At 44.3% G+C, this 22,600-nt stretch carries 21 protein-coding genes, 1 tRNA gene and 1 pseudogene; 7 read left to right on the top strand and 16 right to left on the bottom strand.

Translation table 11 applies throughout. From position 1 onward, the window contains the following. Positions 1–9 precede the first annotated feature (9 nt). The 7 genes from EAE89_RS00730 to dppA all read right to left on the bottom strand — a co-directional run bounded on the left by EAE89_RS00730 (position 10) and on the right by dppA (position 8,375). Positions 10–1,494, bottom strand: a complete 1,485-nt coding sequence (locus tag EAE89_RS00730; RefSeq protein WP_054479554.1) for an insulinase family protein — start codon at positions 1,492–1,494, stop codon at positions 10–12. 143 nt (positions 1,495–1,637) lie between these two features. Continuing rightward, positions 1,638–2,372, bottom strand: coding sequence for a HAMP domain-containing protein (locus tag EAE89_RS00725; RefSeq protein WP_214085193.1), 735 nt, complete (start codon positions 2,370–2,372; stop codon positions 1,638–1,640). A 236-nt stretch (positions 2,373–2,608) separates the two neighbouring features. Next, on the bottom strand, positions 2,609–3,628 hold the full coding sequence (gene dppF / locus EAE89_RS00720) for a dipeptide ABC transporter ATP-binding subunit DppF (protein ID WP_054479552.1): 1,020 nt from the start codon (positions 3,626–3,628) through the stop codon (positions 2,609–2,611). Continuing rightward, positions 3,625–4,605 (bottom strand): dipeptide ABC transporter ATP-binding protein, encoded by a 981-nt coding sequence (gene dppD / locus EAE89_RS00715; RefSeq protein WP_214085192.1) that lies wholly within the window; start codon positions 4,603–4,605, stop codon positions 3,625–3,627. The genes dppF and dppD overlap by 4 nt, the downstream gene beginning before the upstream one ends. Positions 4,606–4,617: 12 nt before the next feature. Beyond that, the gene (dppC, locus tag EAE89_RS00710) at positions 4,618–5,520 is read right to left on the bottom strand and encodes a dipeptide ABC transporter permease DppC (protein ID WP_214085191.1); all 903 of its coding nucleotides are present in this window, start codon (positions 5,518–5,520) and stop codon (positions 4,618–4,620) included. Positions 5,521–5,531: 11 nt separating this feature from the next. Beyond that, positions 5,532–6,551 carry a dipeptide ABC transporter permease DppB gene (gene dppB, locus EAE89_RS00705; protein WP_054479547.1) on the bottom strand — a complete coding sequence of 340 codons (1,020 nt, stop codon included), beginning with the start codon at positions 6,549–6,551 and terminating at the stop codon, positions 5,532–5,534. Positions 6,552–6,767: 216 nt separating this feature from the next. Further along, positions 6,768–8,375 (bottom strand): dipeptide ABC transporter periplasmic-binding protein DppA, encoded by a 1,608-nt coding sequence (gene dppA / locus EAE89_RS00700; RefSeq protein ID WP_214085190.1) that lies wholly within the window; start codon positions 8,373–8,375, stop codon positions 6,768–6,770. Positions 8,376–9,545: 1,170 nt separating this feature from the next. On the opposite strand from dppA, the gene EAE89_RS00695 reads away from it, so the two are divergent. Next, complete coding sequence (locus EAE89_RS00695; protein WP_214085189.1) at positions 9,546–10,430, top strand: DUF1266 domain-containing protein; 885 nt, start codon at positions 9,546–9,548, stop codon at positions 10,428–10,430. 299 nt (positions 10,431–10,729) lie between these two features. Here EAE89_RS00695 and EAE89_RS00690 read toward each other — a convergent pair. From EAE89_RS00690 to glyQ, 4 genes are all read right to left on the bottom strand, one after another. Then, positions 10,730–10,806: transfer RNA gene (locus EAE89_RS00690), tRNA-Pro, on the bottom strand. A 215-nt stretch (positions 10,807–11,021) separates the two neighbouring features. Then, entirely contained in the window at positions 11,022–11,168 is a 147-nt protein-coding gene (locus EAE89_RS00685; protein WP_161804229.1) for a hypothetical protein, read from the bottom strand. Positions 11,169–11,201: 33 nt separating this feature from the next. Next, positions 11,202–13,271, bottom strand: a complete 2,070-nt coding sequence (glyS, locus tag EAE89_RS00680) for a glycine--tRNA ligase subunit beta (protein WP_214085188.1) — start codon at positions 13,269–13,271, stop codon at positions 11,202–11,204. 9 nt (positions 13,272–13,280) lie between these two features. After that, on the bottom strand, positions 13,281–14,195 hold the full coding sequence (gene glyQ / locus EAE89_RS00675; RefSeq protein WP_012776420.1) for a glycine--tRNA ligase subunit alpha: 915 nt from the start codon (positions 14,193–14,195) through the stop codon (positions 13,281–13,283). Positions 14,196–14,390: 195 nt separating this feature from the next. Here glyQ and EAE89_RS00670 point away from each other — a divergent pair, with 195 nt between their 5' ends. Both EAE89_RS00670 and EAE89_RS00665 read left to right on the top strand, forming a co-directional pair. Next, the gene (locus EAE89_RS00670) at positions 14,391–14,948 is read left to right on the top strand and encodes a DNA-3-methyladenine glycosylase I (protein WP_054479539.1); all 558 of its coding nucleotides are present in this window, start codon (positions 14,391–14,393) and stop codon (positions 14,946–14,948) included. 206 nt (positions 14,949–15,154) lie between these two features. Next, positions 15,155–16,408 (top strand): valine--pyruvate transaminase, encoded by a 1,254-nt coding sequence (locus EAE89_RS00665; RefSeq protein ID WP_054479537.1) that lies wholly within the window; start codon positions 15,155–15,157, stop codon positions 16,406–16,408. 234 nt (positions 16,409–16,642) lie between these two features. On the opposite strand, the pseudogene EAE89_RS00660 reads toward EAE89_RS00665, so the two are convergent. The 3 genes and pseudogenes from EAE89_RS00660 to EAE89_RS00650 form a co-directional block, all read right to left on the bottom strand. Further along, positions 16,643–16,816: pseudogene (locus EAE89_RS00660) on the bottom strand (helix-turn-helix domain-containing protein); the annotation flags it as partial. A 3-nt stretch (positions 16,817–16,819) separates the two neighbouring features. Continuing rightward, positions 16,820–16,921 carry a type II toxin-antitoxin system HigB family toxin gene (locus EAE89_RS23405; protein WP_339423023.1) on the bottom strand — a complete coding sequence of 34 codons (102 nt, stop codon included), beginning with the start codon at positions 16,919–16,921 and terminating at the stop codon, positions 16,820–16,822. Between the two features lie 235 nt (positions 16,922–17,156). Then, positions 17,157–17,306 carry a hypothetical protein gene (locus EAE89_RS00650; RefSeq protein WP_167338262.1) on the bottom strand — a complete coding sequence of 50 codons (150 nt, stop codon included), beginning with the start codon at positions 17,304–17,306 and terminating at the stop codon, positions 17,157–17,159. On the opposite strand from EAE89_RS00650, the gene EAE89_RS00645 reads away from it, so the two are divergent. Continuing rightward, positions 17,233–17,538 (top strand): YceK/YidQ family lipoprotein, encoded by a 306-nt coding sequence (locus EAE89_RS00645; protein WP_054479533.1) that lies wholly within the window; start codon positions 17,233–17,235, stop codon positions 17,536–17,538. The two genes, EAE89_RS00650 and EAE89_RS00645, sit on opposite strands and share 74 nt — an antisense overlap. Before the next feature lie 70 nt (positions 17,539–17,608). On the opposite strand, the gene EAE89_RS00640 is transcribed toward EAE89_RS00645, so the two are convergent. Further along, entirely contained in the window at positions 17,609–18,901 is a 1,293-nt protein-coding gene (locus EAE89_RS00640; RefSeq protein ID WP_214085187.1) for a YidR family protein, read from the bottom strand. A 134-nt stretch (positions 18,902–19,035) separates the two neighbouring features. Between EAE89_RS00640 and EAE89_RS00635 the strand changes: the two genes are divergently transcribed. Continuing rightward, positions 19,036–19,653, top strand: a complete 618-nt coding sequence (locus tag EAE89_RS00635) for a trimeric intracellular cation channel family protein (protein ID WP_054479529.1) — start codon at positions 19,036–19,038, stop codon at positions 19,651–19,653. Here the strand turns inward: EAE89_RS00635 and ligB are convergent. Then, entirely contained in the window at positions 19,647–21,383 is a 1,737-nt protein-coding gene (gene ligB, locus EAE89_RS00630) for an NAD-dependent DNA ligase LigB (RefSeq protein WP_214085186.1), read from the bottom strand. The two genes, EAE89_RS00635 and ligB, sit on opposite strands and share 7 nt — an antisense overlap. A 385-nt stretch (positions 21,384–21,768) precedes the next feature. Here ligB and relB point away from each other — a divergent pair, with 385 nt between their 5' ends. Beyond that, a complete protein-coding gene (gene relB / locus EAE89_RS00625) occupies positions 21,769–22,209 on the top strand; it encodes a type II toxin-antitoxin system RelB family antitoxin (protein WP_054479526.1) in 441 nt (146 codons plus the stop codon). Continuing rightward, positions 22,209–22,481 (top strand): type II toxin-antitoxin system RelE/ParE family toxin, encoded by a 273-nt coding sequence (locus EAE89_RS00620; protein ID WP_214085185.1) that lies wholly within the window; start codon positions 22,209–22,211, stop codon positions 22,479–22,481. The genes relB and EAE89_RS00620 overlap by 1 nt, the downstream gene beginning before the upstream one ends. Positions 22,482–22,600: the final 119 nt, after the last annotated feature.

The following is a 22,600-nucleotide window of genomic DNA, read 5'->3' as shown; positions in this document are numbered from 1 at the left end:
TGTTATCTTTCAAGAAGCCTTTGCTTCCGGTTTGGATTCCGGCGGTTGTGCCGGAGGATCAACCTTATGCGATGCAGGCAACATTATCTGATCAAAGTTATCTCTTAACTGGTTCACATCCATCTCTGTCTCCCCTTTTGGCTGAATTAGAACAAACGCGACTTCTTGCGAAAGGATATATTTTAGTTCATGGTTAAGCATTTCAGGTGTCAAGGAAGCCAAAAAGGCTTGCCTCAAACTCTGGTACTGTTCAGGAGCAATATCCACAACATTACTTTGTTGGGATAAAAGGCGCTGATTAATCAGAATATCCGTGCTGGTATGGCCGTACATGGCAAATAGTTGCTTGAGCTGTGTCTGTTTCTGCGTATACAACTCATCAAACTGCCCTTGCGGTAATCCTTTATCACGCAATGTCACTAATTCAGCCGCCAGATATTCCATTGCTGGCTTTAGATTACCTGCCGTAGTATTGAGATTCAGAGCGCAACTCGCACGCTGATACTGAACTTTGCAGTCCAATCCCAATTTCAGCGCCTTATCATTTTTTTTCTCAAGCCCCAGTTGCAGGTAGCGATAAAGTGCCTCTCGGGTAATATCACTAATCCAATAATGGCTAAGCACTTGTGAATCATTAATCGGCTGCCAGTTAAGATCCCAAATCAGGGATAAGGTATCTCCTTTATTTTTATCGCTAATGATCCCGATTGTCTCCGGTTTCATGGGTGACAATGTTGCAACAGTCGCTGGAGTATGACGTTTGCCTTTCAATGATGAAAACGCCTGGCCGATATTTTCCGGTAGAGTACGGCTATCCACGTGGCCCGCGACATACAGCGTCATCATATCAGGGGTATACCACTGCCGGTAAAACTGCTTAAGTTTATCTAAATCAACAGGGTGAGCAGCGCTCTGAGCCGGATCATGCCCTAACAAGGTTGAACCTTTCAGGCGTCTACGCCATACCGGGTCCTGTATATCCGGTGGATAAGTTGCTACCGATGTATTGGCCATTTTCATAGCATGTTGTAAGGTTTCTGGCGTAAACGCCGTTTTACCCGCAGCATCAGCCAACCAACTTAACGCACTTTTCAGTAATTCAGGGCGGTTATGTGGCAAGCTCAAGCTATAGAGGGTGAAATCATATGAAACAATAGCAGGAGGCAGCGGATATTTCGGATCAATGGCACTGTTCCATAGCTGTTCCAGTTTGGCAGAAGATAAACTTTTACTACTGAACAGAGCGACTTTAGGAATCAGCCAGGTATAACCTGTTTGCTGAGTTTTCTCCGCTAGCGAACCTGTTTTCACGACCAAACGCAACTGTATTCTGTCATTAGGACGTTGTGGTGTCTGTAAAATTTGCCAGTTAAAACCGTTCTCCAGCTTACCCTGTTTCCAGGCAGGGTCAGGTTGCAGGACTTCTGCCTGCGTCTGGCCTGCAACGACCAGTATTATCCCACCAATAAAATAACGAATTTTCGTACCCTGCATGTAAGCCCCTATAGATGTCTATCCTTGGTTTTAGCCTTCTATTGATAAATGGAAGAGGCTCCCCTTGATCAATAACAATCGGTAGAAAAAGCAAAAACCTGAATTTTAGCAGGCGAGATCCTGTCAGGATTATAAATTGAAGATTAGACCTCAAACCGCCCCGAATGGTTTCTTGATGACGGAAATTTATGCTTATCAAATTGACGATTATATCCCCTGATCAGCAGGCCCAGCTCATCATCCTGATGGTGTTTAGGGCAAATCATTGGCTCCGGTGGTTGATCGTTATTAAGATCCCGTGCAATGTCGCGCAATGGGTGCACAATAATCCGGTTGATACACCAGCTTATTGATACCGTAAGAATAAGCGCTAGCAATAAATAAGCTGTCAGCATCAGTGCTAATGTGTTAATAGCAAAACGATATACCCGATTGGAATCCACTTGTAGAATTAAATGTCCCAACGGTTTGGCATTTGCTGGTACTGAGCCATACGCATAAAGAGGAATGCTCACTTCAACCGGTATCCCAAAAACACGTTTAGCCAGTTCGGGAATCGGGCGATGGGTGGCAAAATTCAATCGTATCACCCGGATATCCTCCGGTAACACCACATCTGCCCGCCCTAAAATACCCGCTGTACGCAGCCCTATCAGCAACTCTTTTGCTTTACTGAGATCAGAACTGAGCAGTGCTTCTGTTAACGGTGCCTGCACCTGAACCGCTGCATTATTAAGCTGGCTGATATAATCATCTTTACGTTGCTGTATAAGATGGCATAACTGAATAGCAATAAAAATAGCAATGGTCACCAACGTGACGCCAGTCACTGCCGCCATCTGTTTAATGGTTAACGAACGTTTGACGCGCAATTTCATTTTCACTCAAACCAATGCCTATGGGATATTGCAGTTATAACATGCCCTCAATGGAACTGAGTATACTTGATTTTATCGCTAACGATCCCTGTTTCACTGATCTAAGTCGTTATTTTTCAGAAATAATTACCTTTGGTAGCTATCTGTAACTATTAGAAATACAAACAAATATTTATATGGTGATAATGGCTAACCCATTATCACCAAAAATATTTTATTAAATCCTTACCAAACCATTATTCCACAGCAACATTTTCATCCTGATCAACCGCAAAACAAGCAATCAGTTGATCACCATGTTGATTCAGTTTTGGTTGCAACTGAGTACAAACGCTAAGTGCCCGGCGACAGCGGGCCGCAAATGCACAACCGGGTGGTGGATTCATTGGGCTTGGCAATTCACCGGTCAGTTTTATCCGTTCACGGCGTAATTCAGGATTCAGCCTTGGCGTTGCTGATAATAACGCTTGCGTATAGGGGTGACGTGGGTTACTGAAGATCATCTCCTTACTGCCTTTTTCCACACAGCGACCAAGGTACATCACCATCACTTCATCAGCGATATGCTCGACCACAGATAAATCATGAGAAATAAAGACATAAGACAGTCCCAAATCTTGCTGCAAGTCCATCATCAAATTTAATACCTGCGCCCGCACCGATACATCCAGCGCAGAAACTGGCTCATCTGCAATGACTACATCTGGATTCAACATCAGCCCACGGGCAATCGCAATTCGCTGACGCTGACCACCAGAAAACATGTGTGGATAACGGCTGTAGTGTTCGGTTTTCAGCCCCACTTTCTCCATCATCTGCAATACCTTCTCTTTACGCTCATGTGCACTCAGCTTGGTATTGATCAGCAGTGGCTCCTCCAGGATCTGCCCAACTTTCTTACGTGGATTGAGTGAACCATAAGGATTTTGGAACACAATCTGAATTTTCTGGCGACGTAACTTTTCAGCTTCCTTATTTGGTACCAGTAAATCCTGTCCCTGATAATAAAGCTCACCCTCTGTCGGCTTTTCAATCATCGTCAGCAGCCGCCCTAGCGTGGATTTACCACAACCAGATTCACCAACAACTGCCAGCGTTTTTCCCTTCTCCAGTTCGAAAGAGACACCATCCAACGCTTTTACGGTACGGATAGGTGAAAAAAGTCCCCCTTTGATTGGGTAATATTTTTTCAGTTCTATCGCCTTTAATAACAGCGCTGTCGATGTTTCCCGTTCCTGATAAGTCTGTTCACTCATATCGTTGGCCTCCCCGCATCATCCAGCGGCATATGGCATTTCACCTGGCGTTCTCCTACCGTTTTTAATTCCGGCTCCGCTTGACGACAATAGTCACTAGCATATGGGCAACGAGGATTCAGCAGACAACCGATAGGCCGGTCATATTTCCCCGGCACAACGCCCGATAAAGAGGCAAGACGGGATTTATCCGTGGCAAATTCAGGTAATGCTCTGAGCAGCGCCTGAGTATACGGATGGCGTGGCGCCCGAAAGATTTCCGATGCCTTGCCGGATTCCACAACCTGCCCAGCATACATCACGATAATATGATGAGCCGCTTCCGCAACCAATGCCAAGTCATGGGTGATTAGTACCAGCGCCATATTTTCCCGTTGTTGTAACTCCAACAACAGTTCAATAACTTGCGCCTGAATGGTGACATCTAAAGCGGTTGTCGGTTCATCAGCAATCAGTAATTTTGGTCGGCAAGCAATCGCCATTGCGATCATGACCCGTTGACTCATACCACCAGATAACTGATGCGGATAAACATCCAGACGCGATGCAGGATCAGGAATACCAACCAATGTCAGCAAATCAATCGACCGCTGACGGCGGGTACGACGGTTTCCACCCTGATGTACTTTCAGCGCCTCCATAATCTGATACCCAACGGTATAGCAGGGATTCAGACTGGTCATCGGGTCCTGAAAGATCATTGCCACTTCCGCACCGACCAATTGGCGGCGCTCTTTCTCGGAGATTTTGGTTAAATCACGCTGGTTAAATTCCAGTTTGTCCGCCATCACCCTGCCCGGATAATCAATCAACCCCATCACCGCCAATGAACTGACTGATTTACCAGAGCCGGATTCTCCAACAATCCCGACAACCTGACCCTGTTCAACACGGTAACTGATGCGGTCAACGGCGCGGAATGGTGCCTCTTCATCACCGAAGTGAACCGATAATTTTTCTACATTTAACAGTGCCATTTCGCTACCTCGCTACTGCTTGAGTTTAGGATCAAGTGCATCACGCAAACCGTCACCCATCAGGTTAAATGCCAACACTGTCAGCAGAATTGCCAATCCTGGGAATGTCACCACCCACCAGGCACTTTGTGCAAACTGCAATACATCAGACAGCATCGTTCCCCATTCCGGCGTGGGTGGCTGTGCCCCCATCCCCAGAAAACCCAAAGCAGCCATATCGAGAATGGCATTAGAAAACCCCAGAGAAGCCTGCACAATCAACGGTGCCAGACAGTTAGGCAAAATATTGACAAACATCTGGCGCGTGGAACTGGCACCCGCGACTTGTGAAGCCATGACATAATCGCGATTAACTTCCACCAGCACCGCAGCGCGGGTTAAACGGATGTAATGTGGCAGAGCGACAAAAGTCAGCGCCAGCGAAGCATTGACAATTGATGGGCCAAATATTGCTACCAACACCAGAGCCAGCAGCAAGCTTGGCAGTGCCAGCATAATATCAACGATACGCATGATGATAATATCCACCACACCACCGAAATAACCCGCCAATACGCCCAGCATCACCCCCATAAGCAGGGATAACACCACAACCAGACACCCCACCAGCAATGACAGCCGGGCGCCATACATCAGACGTGAAAGTAAATCACGCCCTACATCATCAGTACCCAGAATAAACTGCCAGCTTCCTCCTTCTTGCCACACCGGTGGCGTCAGCAAGGAATCACGGAACTGCTCAGCTGCACCATGCGGAGCAAATACCCCCGCCAACAGCGCAATCAATAACATCAGGACAATATAAACCAGGCCAACAACCGCCCCTTTATTGCGCTTAAAGTAATACCAGAACTCCTGTATCGGCGTCATAATCTTAGGCGCATTGTTTGCTACAGGCTCAGTCACTTGAGACATAATGTGCCCCCCTATTTCTTATGACGGATACGTGGGTTAACAATGCCATACAACACGTCAACCACCAGATTCACCAAAATGATCATGAGCGCCACCAGCAATACGCCACCCTGCACCACCGGATAATCACGGCGTTGAAGGGCATCAATCAACCAGCGCCCAAGCCCCGGCCAGGAGAAGATGGTTTCAGTCAGGATTGCCCCCGCCAGCATAATACCCACCTGCAAGCCTATAACGGTCACAACTGGTAGCAACGCATTGCGCAGGGCATGAACCACAATCACTCGGATACGACTTAAGCCTTTGGCGCGTGCAGTACGGATATAATCCTCACCCAGCACTTCCAACATAGAAGAACGGGTCATACGAACAATGACCGCCAGTGGAATCGTCCCTAAGACAACAGCAGGCAAGATCATGTGCATCATGGCATCTTTGAAATCACCTTCTTCCCCCCAGATAAGGGTATCAATCAGCATAAAACCCGTCAGCGGATTGCTGTCATCAAGGAAAACGATATCGCTTATCCTCCCGGATACCGGAGTCAGATCCAACTGGACAGAAACCAGCATGATCAACATGATCCCCCACCAGAAGATCGGCATAGAATATCCGGTTAGGGAAAGCCCTATCGCAGTATGATCAAAAACCGATCCACGCTTGACTGCCGCCAGTACTCCAACTGGAATACCTACAGCAATAGCGAACAACATGGCGCATATTCCCAGTTCGAGGGTTGCTTTGAAACGGGGAACAAATTCTTCCCACACAGAGATGCGACTTTTTAGGGAGATGCCAAGATCTCCGTGTAATACACCGTTTACATAATGAAAGTACTGCTGCCAGAGTGGTTTATCCAACCCCATTTCAGCCATTAGTTGAGCATGGCGCTCAGCAGATATTCCACGTTCCCCAGCCATAATAGTCACCGGGTCTCCGGGGATCATATGGACAAAAGCAAAAGTCAGCAAAGTAATGCCGATAAACGTTGGGATCACTAACCCCAGACGTCGGAGTATGAACTGCAACATATCCCGAACTCTCTTTTTTTAAATGCCGGTTACAGCTCTCAGGCCGCTTGGCTTGATAAGGGGGAGGACTTTCCCCCTTTCGCTCACAACTCAATGAACTTCCTGCCTCTACTTGTTTGTCAGCCTTTCCCCGGCGATAACGGATAGTCGGGGAAAAGCCGCCATCTCCGTTAAAAAATCAGGAAGATGGCCTATCACAACCGAGTAAAAATAAGATTATTCAAGAGATACGTTGCTGAAAATATGCCTGCCCAGAGGATCAACGACATAACCTTTCACCTCTTTACGTACCGGTTCATAAACCGTGGAATGAGCGATAATCAGCGCCGGAACCTGCTCGTGCATTACAGCCTGAGCCTGTTTATAAAGCTCAACGCGTTTAGCATGCTCAGAAGCGATCCGTGCTGGCTGAATGACATCTTCAAACGGCTTGTAACACCATTTAGAGTAGTTGGAACCTCGTTCTTTGGCTGCGCAGCTAAACAACGTTGCGAAGAAGTTATCTGGGTCGCCATTGTCCCCCGTCCAACCCATCATCACAATCTGATGTTCGCCATCTTTAGCCCGTTTTAAGTATTCACCCCATTCATAGCTGACAATTTTGGCCTTAACACCAATTTTCGCCCAGTCAGCTTGAACCATTTCAGCCATGCGGCGAGCATTCGGGTTATATGGTCGTTGTACTGGCATTGCCCACAAATCGATAGCAAAACCATCACTCATCCCTGCTTCTTTCAGTAACTGCTTCGCTTTTTCCGGAGAGTACGAGTAATCTTTAAGAGCATTGTCGTAACTCCACATGGTTGGTGGGATCAGGTTTTTGGCTTTCTGACCAGCGCCCTGATAAACCGCATCAATGATAGCGTCTTTATTGACAGCCATTGCCAGCGCCTGGCGAACTTTGACGTTATCCAGTGGCTTTTTGGTGACGTTGAAAGAAACATAACCGACATTCAGACCAGGCTTTTCCATCAAGACGATATCTTTATCCTTCTTCATGCGGGCAATATCCGCTGGATTTGGATAGGGCATGATCTGACATTCATTTTTCTGTAATTTTGCATAGCGAACGGATGCATCAGGAGTAATAGAGAAAACTAACCGGTCAACTTTGGCTTTATCTCCCCAGTATTCTTTGAAGGCTTTATACAGAATGCGAGAATCTTTCTGATATTGCAGCAACTTGAACGGGCCTGTACCAATTGGATTCAGATCGACTTTCTCCGGCGTACCGGCTTTCATCATCTTATCAGCATATTCTGCGGACAGAATAGAAGCGAAATCCATTCCTAAGTCAGCCAGGAATGGCGCTTCCGGGCGGCTAAGTTCAATTCGGACAGTATAATCGTCTATTTTTTCAACCTTATTGATCATCTCACCCATACCCATACCAATAAAATACTCATAGCTGCCGCCTGACACCTTGTGGTATGGGTGATTTGCATCTTTTTGCCGCATGAAAGTGTAGATCACATCATCAGCATTGAACTCTCGGCTGGGTTTGAACTCTTTGTTATCGTGCCACTTAACGCCTTTGCGCAGATGAAAAGTGTAAACTTTACCGTCATCACTAACATCCCATTTTTCAGCCAGACTCGGGATAATTTCCGTTTTACCTGTTTTGAAATCAACCAAACGGTTATACAGTGGTCTTGAACTGGCATCATAAGTTGTACCCGCCGTGAACAGTTGTGGGTTAAATCCTTCTGGTGAGCCTTCAGAGCAGTAAACCAATGTTTTTGCCTGAACGCTGGCAGTGACGGCCAATGCAATTAAGCTGATCCCTAGCTTCAATAACCCTGTCTTTTTAGAGGAAGTTGTCATTCTCTTGCACTCCATTTGTGATGTTGTTGTGTACAGCAAGAACCTAGATTTTGTTTCAGGAACTGTGCTGTTTGGGGTTTTTTATTATTTTCAGCTTATCAATTAAACAACTGTTGTCTCTTGCGTCAATAAGATCTCAACAGATGTCATAAGCAACAGGAAAACACAAAGGAAACCTATTATTAACATAATTAGCACAAAAACATGACACAATGCACATTTTGCAGCCAAAAAAACCATAATAAGGTGATGGTTATAGCATGAGTAACTATTAGCCCATACGCAAAATTTGCGGTTAAATGCTTAAATAGTAAACGATTGTTTCAGTAGGAAAGGTAAAAACTGGCACAAAATATTGTATGCCGAATAAAATTGGCACCTGAAAAGTGAATCAAATAAGTGTAATACTCATCATGTCAATCAATATAAAAACCTGTTAGTGGTTTATTTAATTTTATAACTTCTGGCGGCCCCCATTTTATTAATGATATTACCAGCAAACAGATAATATCCAAACAGCCAAACCTGACCACGTAACCCAAAGTAGTTCCTGGGAAATGTTACCTAATCCTTAATCCAGTTTTTCAAATTAAAAATCCAGCAATTGTAATTAAGCAGAGCATCAATACCGCCTTATTTACCCTTCATCTTTCAAGCTGCTGCTTTGTTGGCTGCGTTCACTTACCCCAGTCACAGAGTTATCTATGCTCCTGGGGATGCGCTCACTTGCCGCCGCCCTGCAACTTGAAATCTATTGGGTATTAACTCATTAATTCCTAATAACAGTAAACATACTAAGTGAAACTCCTACATTCTTATCGATGCTCTGGAAACACAATTAATTTCTTAATATAAATTTAATAATTAGGCTTTATATTTAATGATAAAATTGTTAATATGTAAAACATGAGTTACTTTTTCATTTTATTTAAATACCCAATACCCATATCGTCACCGGTATCTTATCTTTTAAGGACATCGTATTACATTATATCGAGACTAATACAAGTTACCTATTTAACTAACTCATACAAATAACACGTTTTTTATATTAAATAAGGAATAGCCATAATCATGCTTTCAGATTTATTCTCAGATTGGAGATGGTATCACTATACTTTAGTTACCATTGTTTCTATTATTCTCTTTATTATCTTCGCTGTTATCATTATGAAATCAATTGTTGAGAGAAAAATCCTTAATAATTTGAGAAATGAATACCAAAGTCGAGCATCCGGCAAATTACCAAAATTTGAACCCAAAGACTGGGCTTATACACTGGGAACTCCCTATGCTGCTGTTGAAGAATATCCCTGTAATGATCCGATTATTATTCCCGGCAGCAAAGATGCAGGCTCACTTCAGACTGCCTGGGGTATTAATGACAGAGAAAGCCTGATTGCTCAATTATTTCATTTATTAACTAATGGTCATCGGCATAAATTCCGCCAAGAAGTCTATTTCTTCTCTGACATATCCGAATCAGACTATGAGCAAATAAAGAAAGACATTCAAAAAGAAGATGATGAAGATGGAGAAGCTAAAGAACTTCTCTGGCGGGCCGAAGTTGTTCGTAAAAATTTAAACAATATTCAAACAGTAAATTTTCTTGCCTGGGATTACGTCCGTTATATCAAGTTAATTTGCAATGGTATCAGTACAGAATATCTGAGTCGGGAAGAAGCAGACAATTTTGTACAAATTATCACTCACACCGTTCAGCGAGAATATAAGAGCTGGGAAGAGTTCTGGCATCACTTTTTACTGGGAAGATGGTACTGGAGCAGTACAGATATGCGCTGGACTATTACACAAGATCTCTATGGGAAAATCGTCACACTTATTAATGAAGAACCAGGCGGCCCATCCAACACATTAAACTGGAATACAAACTTATCAGAAGCTGATATCGCTCCCTTTGTTAATGCTGTTTTAACATTAGACTATGAAAATGAAGAGGGAGAAAAATTAGGAGAGGATGAAATAAAGAATATGATTCGGTCAACACTGGAAAATGGTGGATATTTTCCTGAGCCAGCCGAAATACAAGCCTAATTACTCAGCCAAAGATAAGGTTATTTTATCTCAATAATTATCCAATCGATAATTATGAATTAGATAATTATCGATTATTCTCCGAACAGAAATGTCCTATAAGAAAATCAATCTTTGTTATTCGATTATTGACTATCTTAATGACCGCAATAAAAAGCCATGAAAAAGACAAATAATCCACAAAACGGAATCTGGCAAATTTAAAGCAATAACGACAAAAAGCCTTACAGCGATAACTGTAAGGCTTTTCTACTTTCTTTTAAGTCTGCGGACTTATTCAACATCCCCAAACTATTAACTGGTCGGCGAGAGAGGATTCGAACCTCCGACCCACTGGTCCCAAACCAGTTGCGCTACCAAGCTGCGCTACTCGCCGAAAACGAGGCGAATCTTACTGCGCTCGTTACAGGCCGTCAATACCTTTTTGATAATCATGGGTTAGTTGCTGATAAAAACAGCGTGAATGCCGTTATGTCGCACTCTCACACAGTTTTTACAAAAAATACGTCATACGTAAAAGCCATGTCGTGGCTACTAAGCTATTTTGAACTTTTCTTTTCCTTCCTTAACCTGAATATTTTGGCTAACTCATCAGATACCAAGCTGCTCGAATAAACCATCAGCATCCTTTGTCTGATGAATATCTTCACCGCAATCGCTCTTAGCCAAAATACCTTTTCCTTCGCAACTTTCGTCAAGGTGATATCCACCAGAGCAATTAGATTCCGGCCATTGCATCTCACAACAGCCGGAATTGACTATTTCAGGTTATTATTGCAGTAACGAAATATCCGCAACTTTCAGGAATAACTCACGCAATTCACTTAACAAAGTTAAGCGATTCACTCGCACCTGCTGGTCTTCATCCATCACCATCACATTGTCAAAGAAAGCATCAACAACTTCACGCAAAGAGGCTAACTCAACCAGAGCTTCCTGATAGCATCCTTCAGCAAACAAAGGCGTCAACTTATCTTGTAAAACCACCAAATGCGTTGTCAGTTTCACTTCTTCAGGCGCTTTCAGCACAGAAGCACTGACTTTCTCATTCAACGTCTCCTCTGACTTCGCCAGAATGTTAGAAACGCGCTTATTCGCAGCTGCCAACGCTGCGGCTTCATCCAAGGTACGGAAGTGAGTCACCGCCTTAACGCGGGCATCGAAATCAGCGGGTTGGGTTGGGCGGCGGGCCAGCACAGCTTGAATGGTATCAATGCTGTAACCTTGTTCCTGATACCAAGCACGGAAACGGCCAAGCATAAACTCCACCACGTCATCTGTGACTTTGGTATTCGTCAGCTTGTCACCATACAAACGAACCGCTTCTTCTGTCAGTGCCTGCAAATCCAGCGGCAGTTTTTTCTCAACGATAATACGCAAAGCACCCAGCGCAGCACGACGCAGCGCAAACGGGTCTTTATCGCCTTTTGGATGCTGACCAATGCCAAAAATACCCGCCAGAGTATCCATTTTGTCCGCAATGGCTAATGCACAAGAAACACCGGAAGAAGGCAATTCATCACCGGCAAAACGCGGTTGATACTGCTCATTCAGTGCCAGAGCAACCTCTTCCGCTTCACCGTCATGACGGGCGTAATGCATCCCCATCACACCCTGCGTATCGGTGAACTCAAATACCATGTTGGTCATCAAGTCACATTTAGACAACAGGCCCGCACGGGTAGCATGATTAACATCAGCGCCGATCTGCCCTGCAATCCAGCCAGCCAACGCCTGAATACGATCCGTTTTATCACGCAAAGTACCAAGCTGTTTCTGGAACAGAACCGTTTCTAACCGAGGTAGATTATCTTCCAGACGCTGTTTACGATCCGTCTTAAAGAAGAATTCTGCGTCAGCCAAGCGTGGACGAACCACCTTTTCGTTACCAGAAATAATTTGCTGTGGATCAGAAGATTCAATGTTGGTGACAAAAATAAAATTCGCCATCAACTTGCCAACATTGTCGTAAACCGGGAAGTATTTTTGGTCACCTTTCATGGTGTAAACCAATGCTTCAGCGGGCACATCAAGGAATTTCTCTTCAAATTTCGCCGTCAGTACCACCGGCCATTCAACCAGAGAAGTGACTTCTTCCAGCAGACTGTCACTGATATCAGCAACACCACCCAATTTAATCGCCGCCTGTTCTACATCCTGCTTAATCAGCGCTTTACGGATTGTATAATCTGCAATCACTTTACCGCGTTGTTGCAAAATCTCTGGATACTGTTCCGCGTTATCAATCGTAAACTCAGATTCACCCATAAAACGGTGACCACGAATGACACGAGCGGATTTAATTCCCAGAATTTCTCCCTCAATCAATTCATTACCAAACAACATGGTAACGGTATGAACCGGGCGAACAAACTGAGTCTCTTTATCGCTCCAACGCATCAGTTTAGGAATTGGCAACTTACTCAGTGCATGGTTGACCATATTCGCCAACAACTCTTTGACACTGCGGCCTTTAACCAGCGCACGATACAGTAACCATTCACCTTTATCTGTTACCAACCGTTCAGCCTGAGCCGTCGTAATACCACAACCACGAGCCCAACCTTCTGCCGCTTTTGTCGGTTTACCCTCGGCATCGAATGCCTGAGCAATCGCCGGACCGCGCTTTTCGACTTCACGGTCGGCCTGAGCTTCATCCAAATTAACAACTTTCAGTGCCAAACGGCGCGGGGCTGCAAACCAGCTCACCTCACCATGCGCCAAATCCGCGTTATCTAACTCCGCCGCAAAATTAGCGGCAAATGCTTCAGCCAATGAACGAAGAGCCTTCGGCGGCAACTCTTCTGTGCCGATTTCCACCAGGAAAGTCTGTTGAGTCATGACAGCCTCTTAGTTCTGATTCTTTTTACACATAGGGAAACCCAACGCCTCACGGGAGGCATAATACGCTTCTGCAACAGCTTTGGTCAGGGTGCGGATACGCAGGATATAACGCTGACGCTCAGTCACCGAGATAGCTTTACGGGCATCCAATAAGTTGAATGTATGACCGGCTTTGAGGATTCGTTCATAAGCAGGCAAAGGCAGTGGTGTTTCCAGCGCCAGCAAATCCTGAGCTTCTTTTTCATATTGTTCGAAGCAGGTAAACAGGAAATCGACATCCGCATGCTCAAAGTTATAGGTGGATTGTTCCACTTCATTTTGGTGATAAATGTCACCATAAGTGGTTTTGCCCAGCAGGCCATCACACCAAACCAGATCATAAACACTGTCTACGCCTTGGATATACATTGCCAGACGCTCAAGACCGTAAGTGATCTCGCCGGTGACGGGTTTACATTCAAGGCCACCTACCTGTTGGAAGTAAGTAAACTGAGTCACTTCCATCCCATTAAGCCACACTTCCCAACCCAGTCCCCAAGCACCCAAGGTTGGGTTTTCCCAGTTATCTTCGACAAAACGGATATCATGAACCGTTGGGTCTAATCCTAGTTCCTTCAGAGAACCCAGATATAACTCCTGAATATTGTCTGGTGATGGCTTAATAATGACCTGAAACTGATAGTAATGTTGTAAACGGTTAGGGTTTTCACCGTAACGGCCATCCGTCGGACGCCGGGAAGGTTGCACATAAGCCGCAGCTATTGGCTCCGGGCCAAGTGCACGCAAGCAAGTGATTGGATGAGAAGTACCAGCGCCAACTTCCATGTCCAATGGTTGGACAATGGTGCAGCCCTGGCGCGCCCAATAATCCTGTAATGTCAGGATCAGCCCCTGAAAGGTTTTGGTATCAAACTTTTGCATGTTGGATTCGCACGCGATACATATGAATTTGAAAGGAAGTGGGTCAGTATACCCTTTGACCTTAAGATATACAGCCCTGAATTAATGTTCAATTCGGCCCTGAAATAAAAAAATCCTCATCTGACTATTTCACTTGTATGTATATACAGTTAAAGTATGATCAATTCTCAACCAACAGCACAGGAAATTATAACCATGGAATTAACACGCTGTCATTGGGTTACCTCTGATCCTAGCTATCTGGCTTATCACGACCACGAGTGGGGAAAGCCACAAAAAGACAGCCAGAAGCTGTTTGAAATGATCTGCCTGGAAGGCCAACAACCTGGGTTATCTTGGCTGACTATCTTGAAAAAACGCGAAGGCTATCGTCGATGCTTTCATCAATTTGATCCGATAAAAATTGCCGCTATGGATGAAAATGATGTTGAACGGCTGATGCTTGATCCCGCCATTGTCCGTAATCGTGCCAAAATTAACGCCATTATCAACAATGCGCGAGCATATCTTAAGATGCAGCAACAAGGAGAAGAATTCAGCACTTTTATCTGGCGCTTCGTCGATAACAAACCCATTATTAATCAGTGGAAAACGATTACAGAGGTCCCGGTAAAAACAGAGATTTCAGATGCATTATCACAAGCGCTGAAAAACAGAGGTTTTAAATTTATCGGCAGTACCACTTGTTATGCATTTATGCAGGCTGTAGGTTTAATCAATGATCACATAACAAGCTGTTTTTGTAGAAAATAAATTCAGTGAATTGCCATTGTCTCCTTAGATTCAACGAGTAATAAAGATGGACTTTAAACAAACGCTTAGCTCTTTATTTTAAATGTTAAATTAAATGCAATATTAAATAACCAATAGTCATAATTTTCCAGATTGCACCCCGATAATACGCGGGGTATGGTGTTATTTCTCCTAATTCAAACAACACACCGATAACGAACACGGCTATGATTTTTTCTCAATTCGGCAACAAATTCACACAAGATGCAGGTATAACCCGCCTGATGAATGATCTTAATCAAGGGTTGAGGACTCCCGGTGCAATTATGCTAGGCGGTGGCAATCCGGCACATATCCCGAAAATGGATGACTATTTTCAGCAATTACTCACTGAGATGGCCGCAAGTGGTCAACTGGCTGACACGCTATGTAACTATGATGGTCCTCAAGGTAAAGATACGCTAATTCAGGCACTGGCTGAGATGTTGCGCGAAAAGCTTGGTTGGGAAATTGGCACACAAAATATTGCCCTGACCAATGGTAGCCAAAGTGCATTTTTCTATCTGTTTAATCTGCTTGCTGGGCGCAGTGAAGATGGTTCTATTCGTAAAGTGCTGTTCCCACTGGCACCGGAATATATTGGTTATTCTGACTCAGGGCTAGATGACGGCTTATTTGTTGCCAATAAACCCAATATTGAATTATTACCAGAAGGTCAATTCAAATATCACGTTGATTTTGACCATCTGAATATTACCAAAGATATTGGCTTGATTTGTGTTTCCCGCCCAACCAACCCAACCGGTAACGTTATCACTGATGAAGAGCTACAACGGCTAGATCGCTTGGCCCAGCGACATCAAGTCCCACTGCTGATTGATAATGCCTATGGCGTCCCCTTCCCTGGTATTATTTTCAGCGAAGCCACGCCATTGTGGAATCCCAATATTATTCTGTGCATGAGCTTATCCAAATTAGGTCTACCGGGTTCACGCTGCGGAATTATTATCGCTAACGATAAAATCATTAATGCGGTCAGTAACATGAACGGTATCATCAGCCTTGCACCAGGTGGTGTTGGTCCAGCAATGGCATTGGAAATGATCCGTCGCAATGACCTGCTTCGCTTGTCACAGGAAGTTATCCTCCCGTTCTATCAACAACGAGTTCAGGACGTGATTAAGATTATCCGTCGCTATCTGCCAACAGAGCTTTGCCTTATCCATAAACCAGAAGGTGCCATTTTTCTGTGGTTATGGTTTAAAAACCTGCCGATAACAACAGAAACGCTTTACCAAAGACTGAAAAAACGCGGTGTGCTAATGGTTCCAGGTCACTATTTCTTCCCCGGACTGGAACAGAACTGGCCGCATGCTCACGAATGTATGCGTATGAACTATGTTCCTGACCCAACAAGTATCGAAAAAGGTATTGCAATTCTGGCGGAAGAGATTGAACTGGCACATCAGCAAGCCGCCTGACATTAACAATAAAAAGCTCCTGCTGGGAAATGCAGGAGCTAAATGACAACGAGGACTTTTACATGATTATTATCAGAGTTTGTAGAATGTGTTATGCATTAAGAAAAAGAGAATAAACATTCCTTATCTATCTAATCTTCTTAAACAGTAGCTATTTAATCAGAAAATTATAAATCCAATAGCTTGAATAGGCCGGTTTTTGTGCGTTTACTGAGGGCTAGTGCAAAGCATTAGGTTTGGCGGGCCAATCGGGAAATGTTCAGTCTCGTAAGCTTCAATCAGCAAAACCATAACTTCCATATAATCAAATTCGGGAGATCCAATTTCAGGCTGATTATCAAACCATGGTGAGATGGCTTTTAAAGCTGCCTTATAATCCTGCTCTGTTCTGATTGGTTTAATATTCATAGCTTACTCCGGCTCAATTATGTTGGCGTCTATCGCATCATATTGCTGATGTGTTCCAACAAATTTCACATGCCACCAGTCAATCGGGTAAAAAATGGAAACAATTAAGTGTATTAGCTCAGACCAAATTACTTTACCCTTAAAGATGGTTTAAATTAATAGGCTACATAACGCATTATATGGCTTGAATTGCTTTTTATTCATCAAAAAGATATAGAAAAAATCGTGTGACATAAAAAATTCACCATTCTCAGGTGTTCGTCCTATGTTCAATGTTGCATAGTGTGATTATAGTAGTTGATATAGAAGCCTTTAGCTAAGCTCTCTTGGTAAATATTAGTCACCCGACAAGTAACAGAGAACTTAGGTAAAGTGGAATATTCTGGCTGTTTGACCATACGAGATCTATAGAACCGATGAAGAGTAATAAATTAATTCTATTTTGCGTCACATTAGGATGGCTGTTAACCAGCGGATGTACCAGCATCATGATGCACTCAGGACCTAGCCGCGGTTATTATCCCGGCACCAAAGCAAATATCGAAATGCTGAAAGATAATGATACTGGCTGGGTAGTGAGGCCATTGCTAGCGATTGACCTCCCTTTTTCTGCGCTGTTAGATACCCTTTTATTACCTTATGACTATATAAAATCTGATGAGGACCAGTCAGCAAGTTCACCAAAAGAACGCATTGAAAAAATAGAAAAAGCACAAAATTAGCCTAAAACCAATTAATCACTCGTTCTGATTGATTGCACCAATGGATAGAGCCAACTGGTAGCAAATATATTTATTTTAGTCCGGTCTCCACCAGGAAAATTTGCATATAGCCATCAACTTCACGCATAAAGGCAACATGACAGCTATCAGGTGAAATCACAACGGCATCCGCCGCAGGTGCTTTCTCGGTACGCTTTGTCAAACGCTGCATTTGACTATTTTGTACATCACACCACATCACACTGTTATCACAAATAAAAACAACATACTGACCGCTTCGATCCCAACTGAAAGCAGATTGAATACCATAATTACTTTTAGTTATCTGACACAGTTCGCCCCCATTTGGCGATATTGTCCACAGTTGTATAATGCTATTGTCATCTTTCATCAGAAAACCAATCTGCTCACCATCCGGTGAAGCCCGTAGCCAGTGACGCGGATTAATCACCACCCCCGGCCAGCGTTTGTGATTGGTAAATGTTAAACGGCGTTGCTTTACGCCAGCAGGCGGAGCAGGCAATGTTGTTTCCGTACCTTCCAGTGGTTTTTCCCCTGCTATTGCATAATCAGCATCCTGTTCGGGTAAATCAACAATATAAACTTCTGGTACTTTTTTCCCTGTTTCAGGGGAAATAGTATCACCAATAAATGCTAACGCCCAACGCTGCCAACTGCCATCCTCTTTACGATATCCAGCTTGACCGACCCAACACTCTTCATAGGCTCGGTTAATCTCATCACTACCCGGCTCTGGCTGAGGTGTTGTACTACTGACTACAACGGAGAAATAGCTACCATCATGTTCACGGGGATGTCGTTTAGATGATTCAACAGATTTGAGAGGCACCGCCACGGCGATATTGCGCAAATCCAATGCTGGATCAAGCTCATGCATAACATGGTCGTTATAAGTAAAACTCAGACGACTACCATCTGGGCTGAATACATGAACATGGCTACCTCCGCGTAGCGCTCCCGGTGTATAAGGTGCGGTAATATCCATGGCATCCAATGTGACCGCTTTTCTGGGTAAATCCTCACTGACAATCACCCCTCGCCGGTGATGAAAATCATAATGCCATTGCTCATCTGGGAATTCAGGCCCATGAATAAACGCGTACCGGACAGGTTCTGTTGGGCTGACCGTCACCACGCCAACATGAGCGCCCTCTTTGGCCTGATAGATAATTTCTGTTTTGCCACTGTATGCATGAATTTTTTCTATTGTTAAACCGGTAAAAGAAGCCCCATGGGGACGAACATCATAAACTAACCACTGGCTGTCTGGTGTCCAGACATTAATATTAGTAAGCTGGTGGCTACGATTGTCAAACGTGATTTGCCGTTCCTGAAAGGCCATTACATTATCCTTATATCAGGTTTTTTCGGATAAATAATAGTAATCCGAAATAGATAGAACTAAAAAATTTCAGTCGAGACTTTACCATTTCGACATTACCCTTATCTTTTTACGCTGTGCACATCGAATAATCTATGTTACTGAGTGTTCTTTATATCATTGGTATTACTGCTGAAGCGATGACGGGTGCTTTAGCCGCTGGCCGCCGTAAGATGGATATGTTCGGCGTGATTATTATTGCTTCGGTCACTGCCATTGGCGGTGGCTCCGTTCGGGACATACTTCTTGGGCATTATCCCCTTGGTTGGGTTAAACACCCTGAATATATCGTAACCGTCGCCTGCGCCGCTGTGATAACTACCTGGGTCGCCCCCATGATGAAACATTTACGCCGTCTGTTCCTGATCCTTGATGCCATTGGTTTGATTGTTTTCTCCATTATCGGCGCCCAGATTGCATTGGATATGAACTATGGCCCGATCATTGCTTCTATTGCTGCGGTTATCACCGGCGTTTTCGGTGGTGTGTTACGCGATATGTTATGTAACACCATTCCGTTAGTTTTCCAGAAAGAGATTTATGCCGGTGTCTCCTTTGCCGCTGCCTGGTTATATATTGGCTTACAACACACGCCGTTACCGCCAAACGGCATTGTTCTGATTACCCTGATCGCAGGTTTGACAGCAAGATTGGTTGCTATTCGCTACCGTCTTGGATTACCTGTCTTTAATTATGAGCACTCCGATCACTGAACCATATCAACGGGGTTAACCACGACCCCATTTTCCCGTTCAAAACCCGTTATCCCTGCTACTGACAGTTTATCTGCAATTATTTTAATCTGTGCGTCATTGATAAAATCAGACAATTTTTTCAATTGCCCGGCAGTGAACTGTTGTTTTAACTGTGCTCCGGCTAATTTCTGCTCCAGCTGCCGCCAGTGATCAACATCGTCGGACAGCTTAGCCATATAAGGCACCCCAATGCCTTTCATCCAATAAGAAAAAGGCTGATTTTTTGCCTTGCTGAATTGTGAATAAATAGACCGTGCTCGTTTATCTCCGATTCCCGGTAAGGCCGCCATTTGTTGAACTGAAAGTGCTAACCAACCGGTTAAATCAGTGACTAATTTCTGTTCAGTCAACATTGCCCAGCTACCGCTACTGACACCTGTCATGTGCAGATTTTCACCAAGCCATTTCAGTCGCGCATTAAACTGTTGTTCACAGCCCGCCGTTAACGTCAAACAACTCAGCGCATGATAACGCTGCTTATCGGGTGGCTGAATATCCTGACGCTCTTTAATCCGCCACACCACTTGATCTAATTTCGGGATACCATGACCGGCTAGTGTAAGAGTCACCCGATCCCCCGGCAACACATCCAACTGTTGCCAACGACGGACCGACCCAATATTGACTCGGCTGACTTGTCGGTCATCCAGTTTTACCTTATCCAGCCCAAGCACAACTGAGATTTTGCCCGTTCTGCCAATAGTAAAACTCACTTCCCTGACATGTGTGACCTGATGGCGTAAAGGGTGTTTCCATGCCATAGCCCAACTGTTAGATCCAGACCGCCACTGATTTCCTTTAGGTTCAATTTCCTGTTTCAGCACGATACCGTCTGTAGCGAAAGGCATGGGTTGTTCAAAATAGTGCATCCGCAGTTTCTGTACTTGTTCTGGTCTCTCTATTTTATGGCTATAGCGAAGCGCTAATGGAAAACCCATATCCGCTAGTTTTCGCAATTTATTTTCCATCTCGGCAGGACCATCCGGCCAGCTCCAGATAAACAAACCTACTTGCTTTAATTCTGGCGAATGCTCCTTGCGCATCATCAAACCCGCGACACGATTACGGGCGCCATCACTGCCAGAAGATTGCTGTATATGCCCATCCTTATGCAGAAAAAGCTCCCCTTGCAGCACCATATAAGACGGTCCATTTTCTATCTCTTGAGGAATCTCGGAGATATATTGGCTCTTCGCTGTCCAATCTATGCCTTCAGAACCATTACCCCGGCTGATTAATGAAACTAATTTTCCTTTCTGGTAAACCAATGTTACCGCCACGCCATCAATCTTTGGCTGTAACCAGACAGGTAATCTGCCCTGCAACCATCGATTAATTTCCCGTTCGTCTTTTAGTTTACTTAATCCAGTATGAGCAACCGGATGAACAAGCTTATTATCCGTAATAACTGCCACAGGAAAATCTGAATGAGGTACTTGTTTCAAACAGAGTTGCCAATGAATTAGCTCCGCCATTAATTGATCATAAACTTCATCATCGATCTCGCCGATCCCTTTCTGACGATAGAGTTGATCCCATTGAGCCATCTGTTGCATCAGACTTTTTGTTTCACGTTGTAATTTGTCTTGCGACCATGCAGGGCAATCTTTCTCTGTATCCAATGTCTCAGCCGCAACTATCGGTGCACTGAAAATAATGAACAGGATTAATATCAATAAATTAAGCATCCGTTGCTCCTTGGCTATCCATGCATAACAGCAAAATAGAGGATAAAGAGAGGCTGTCCAAGGCTAAAATAATAACTTTGCGAAGCAGTTCGAAGGAATAACTTTCTGAAATCCCAAGATAACGAACTTTTTCATATACTGCATAGAGCGGATATCACGGTGAAAATCTGATTCATTTAACTATTTATTGCATTGCAATTAATAATTAAATGCATATGCTACTCTAAATATACCCTATGGATTTCAAGATGGATCGCGGCGGCAAGGGAGCGAATCCCCGGGAGCATAGATAACTCTGTGACCGGGGTGAGTGAATGCAGCCAACAAAAAGGCAACTTGAAAGATAACGGGTATGCTTGCATATAAATAACTCAGGAGAGCATTTATGGTCACAGAAACAATCGATCATTCCACACTAAATCGGCTGGTTGAAGCCGGCGCTGTTAACTCGGTACATGTGGTAGGCCATAACGATGGATGGACTCTGATGGTGAAATATGGCGCGGTGGAGCGTCCTCTGATTGCCCAGCGCAGTCGCCAAGTACGCCTGTTTAAACGACTGGAAACCCTTGTCACTTATCTTAAAGACATAGGCATTGCACAGTTCAATGTAGATGCAGCCAATTATAATCTGGGTACACCAACGAAAACGGCCCGTCCAGACCGTGCAGAAGCTCTGAAACGGGCGCATAAGGCTGCTGCCTATGATGCATGGTTCCGTCAGCAAGTTCAGGCAGCTATCGATGATCCCCACCCCAGTGTTCCTCATGAGGAAGTTAAAGCACGGTTTGCAGCCAAAAAAGCGGCCCTACGTAAGGAGATATAATGGAGCTGGAATGGAAGCCAATGGCTTTGGCTGATCGTGAAGCTATTATGGAATATATCGCGCTGGATAATCCGCTGGCTGCAATTGAACTGGATAATGAATTTGAAGTGACGGCAGAAATGGCCTGCCAACATCCCAATATGTATAAACTTGGTAGGGTAAAAGGGACACGGGAGGCTGTCGTTCATCCCCATTACGTGATGATCTACCAGGTTCGGAGAAACCTTTTACAGGTACTCAGAGTGTTACATACCGCCCGGCAATGGCCCTAGCTATTCACGGTGATAAAATTTTTCTTACCTTGTTTTCTGATATATACCCTATGGATTTCAAGATGCATCGAGACGGCATGGGAGCGAATCCCCGGGAGCCTAGATAACTCTGTGACCGG

It is taken from the genome of Photorhabdus heterorhabditis, assembly GCF_018448905.1.
Classification (GTDB): domain Bacteria; phylum Pseudomonadota; class Gammaproteobacteria; order Enterobacterales; family Enterobacteriaceae; genus Photorhabdus; species Photorhabdus heterorhabditis.
The sequence above is the reverse complement of the archived record's forward strand: the minus strand, read 5'-3'. Positions and strand labels throughout refer to the sequence as shown.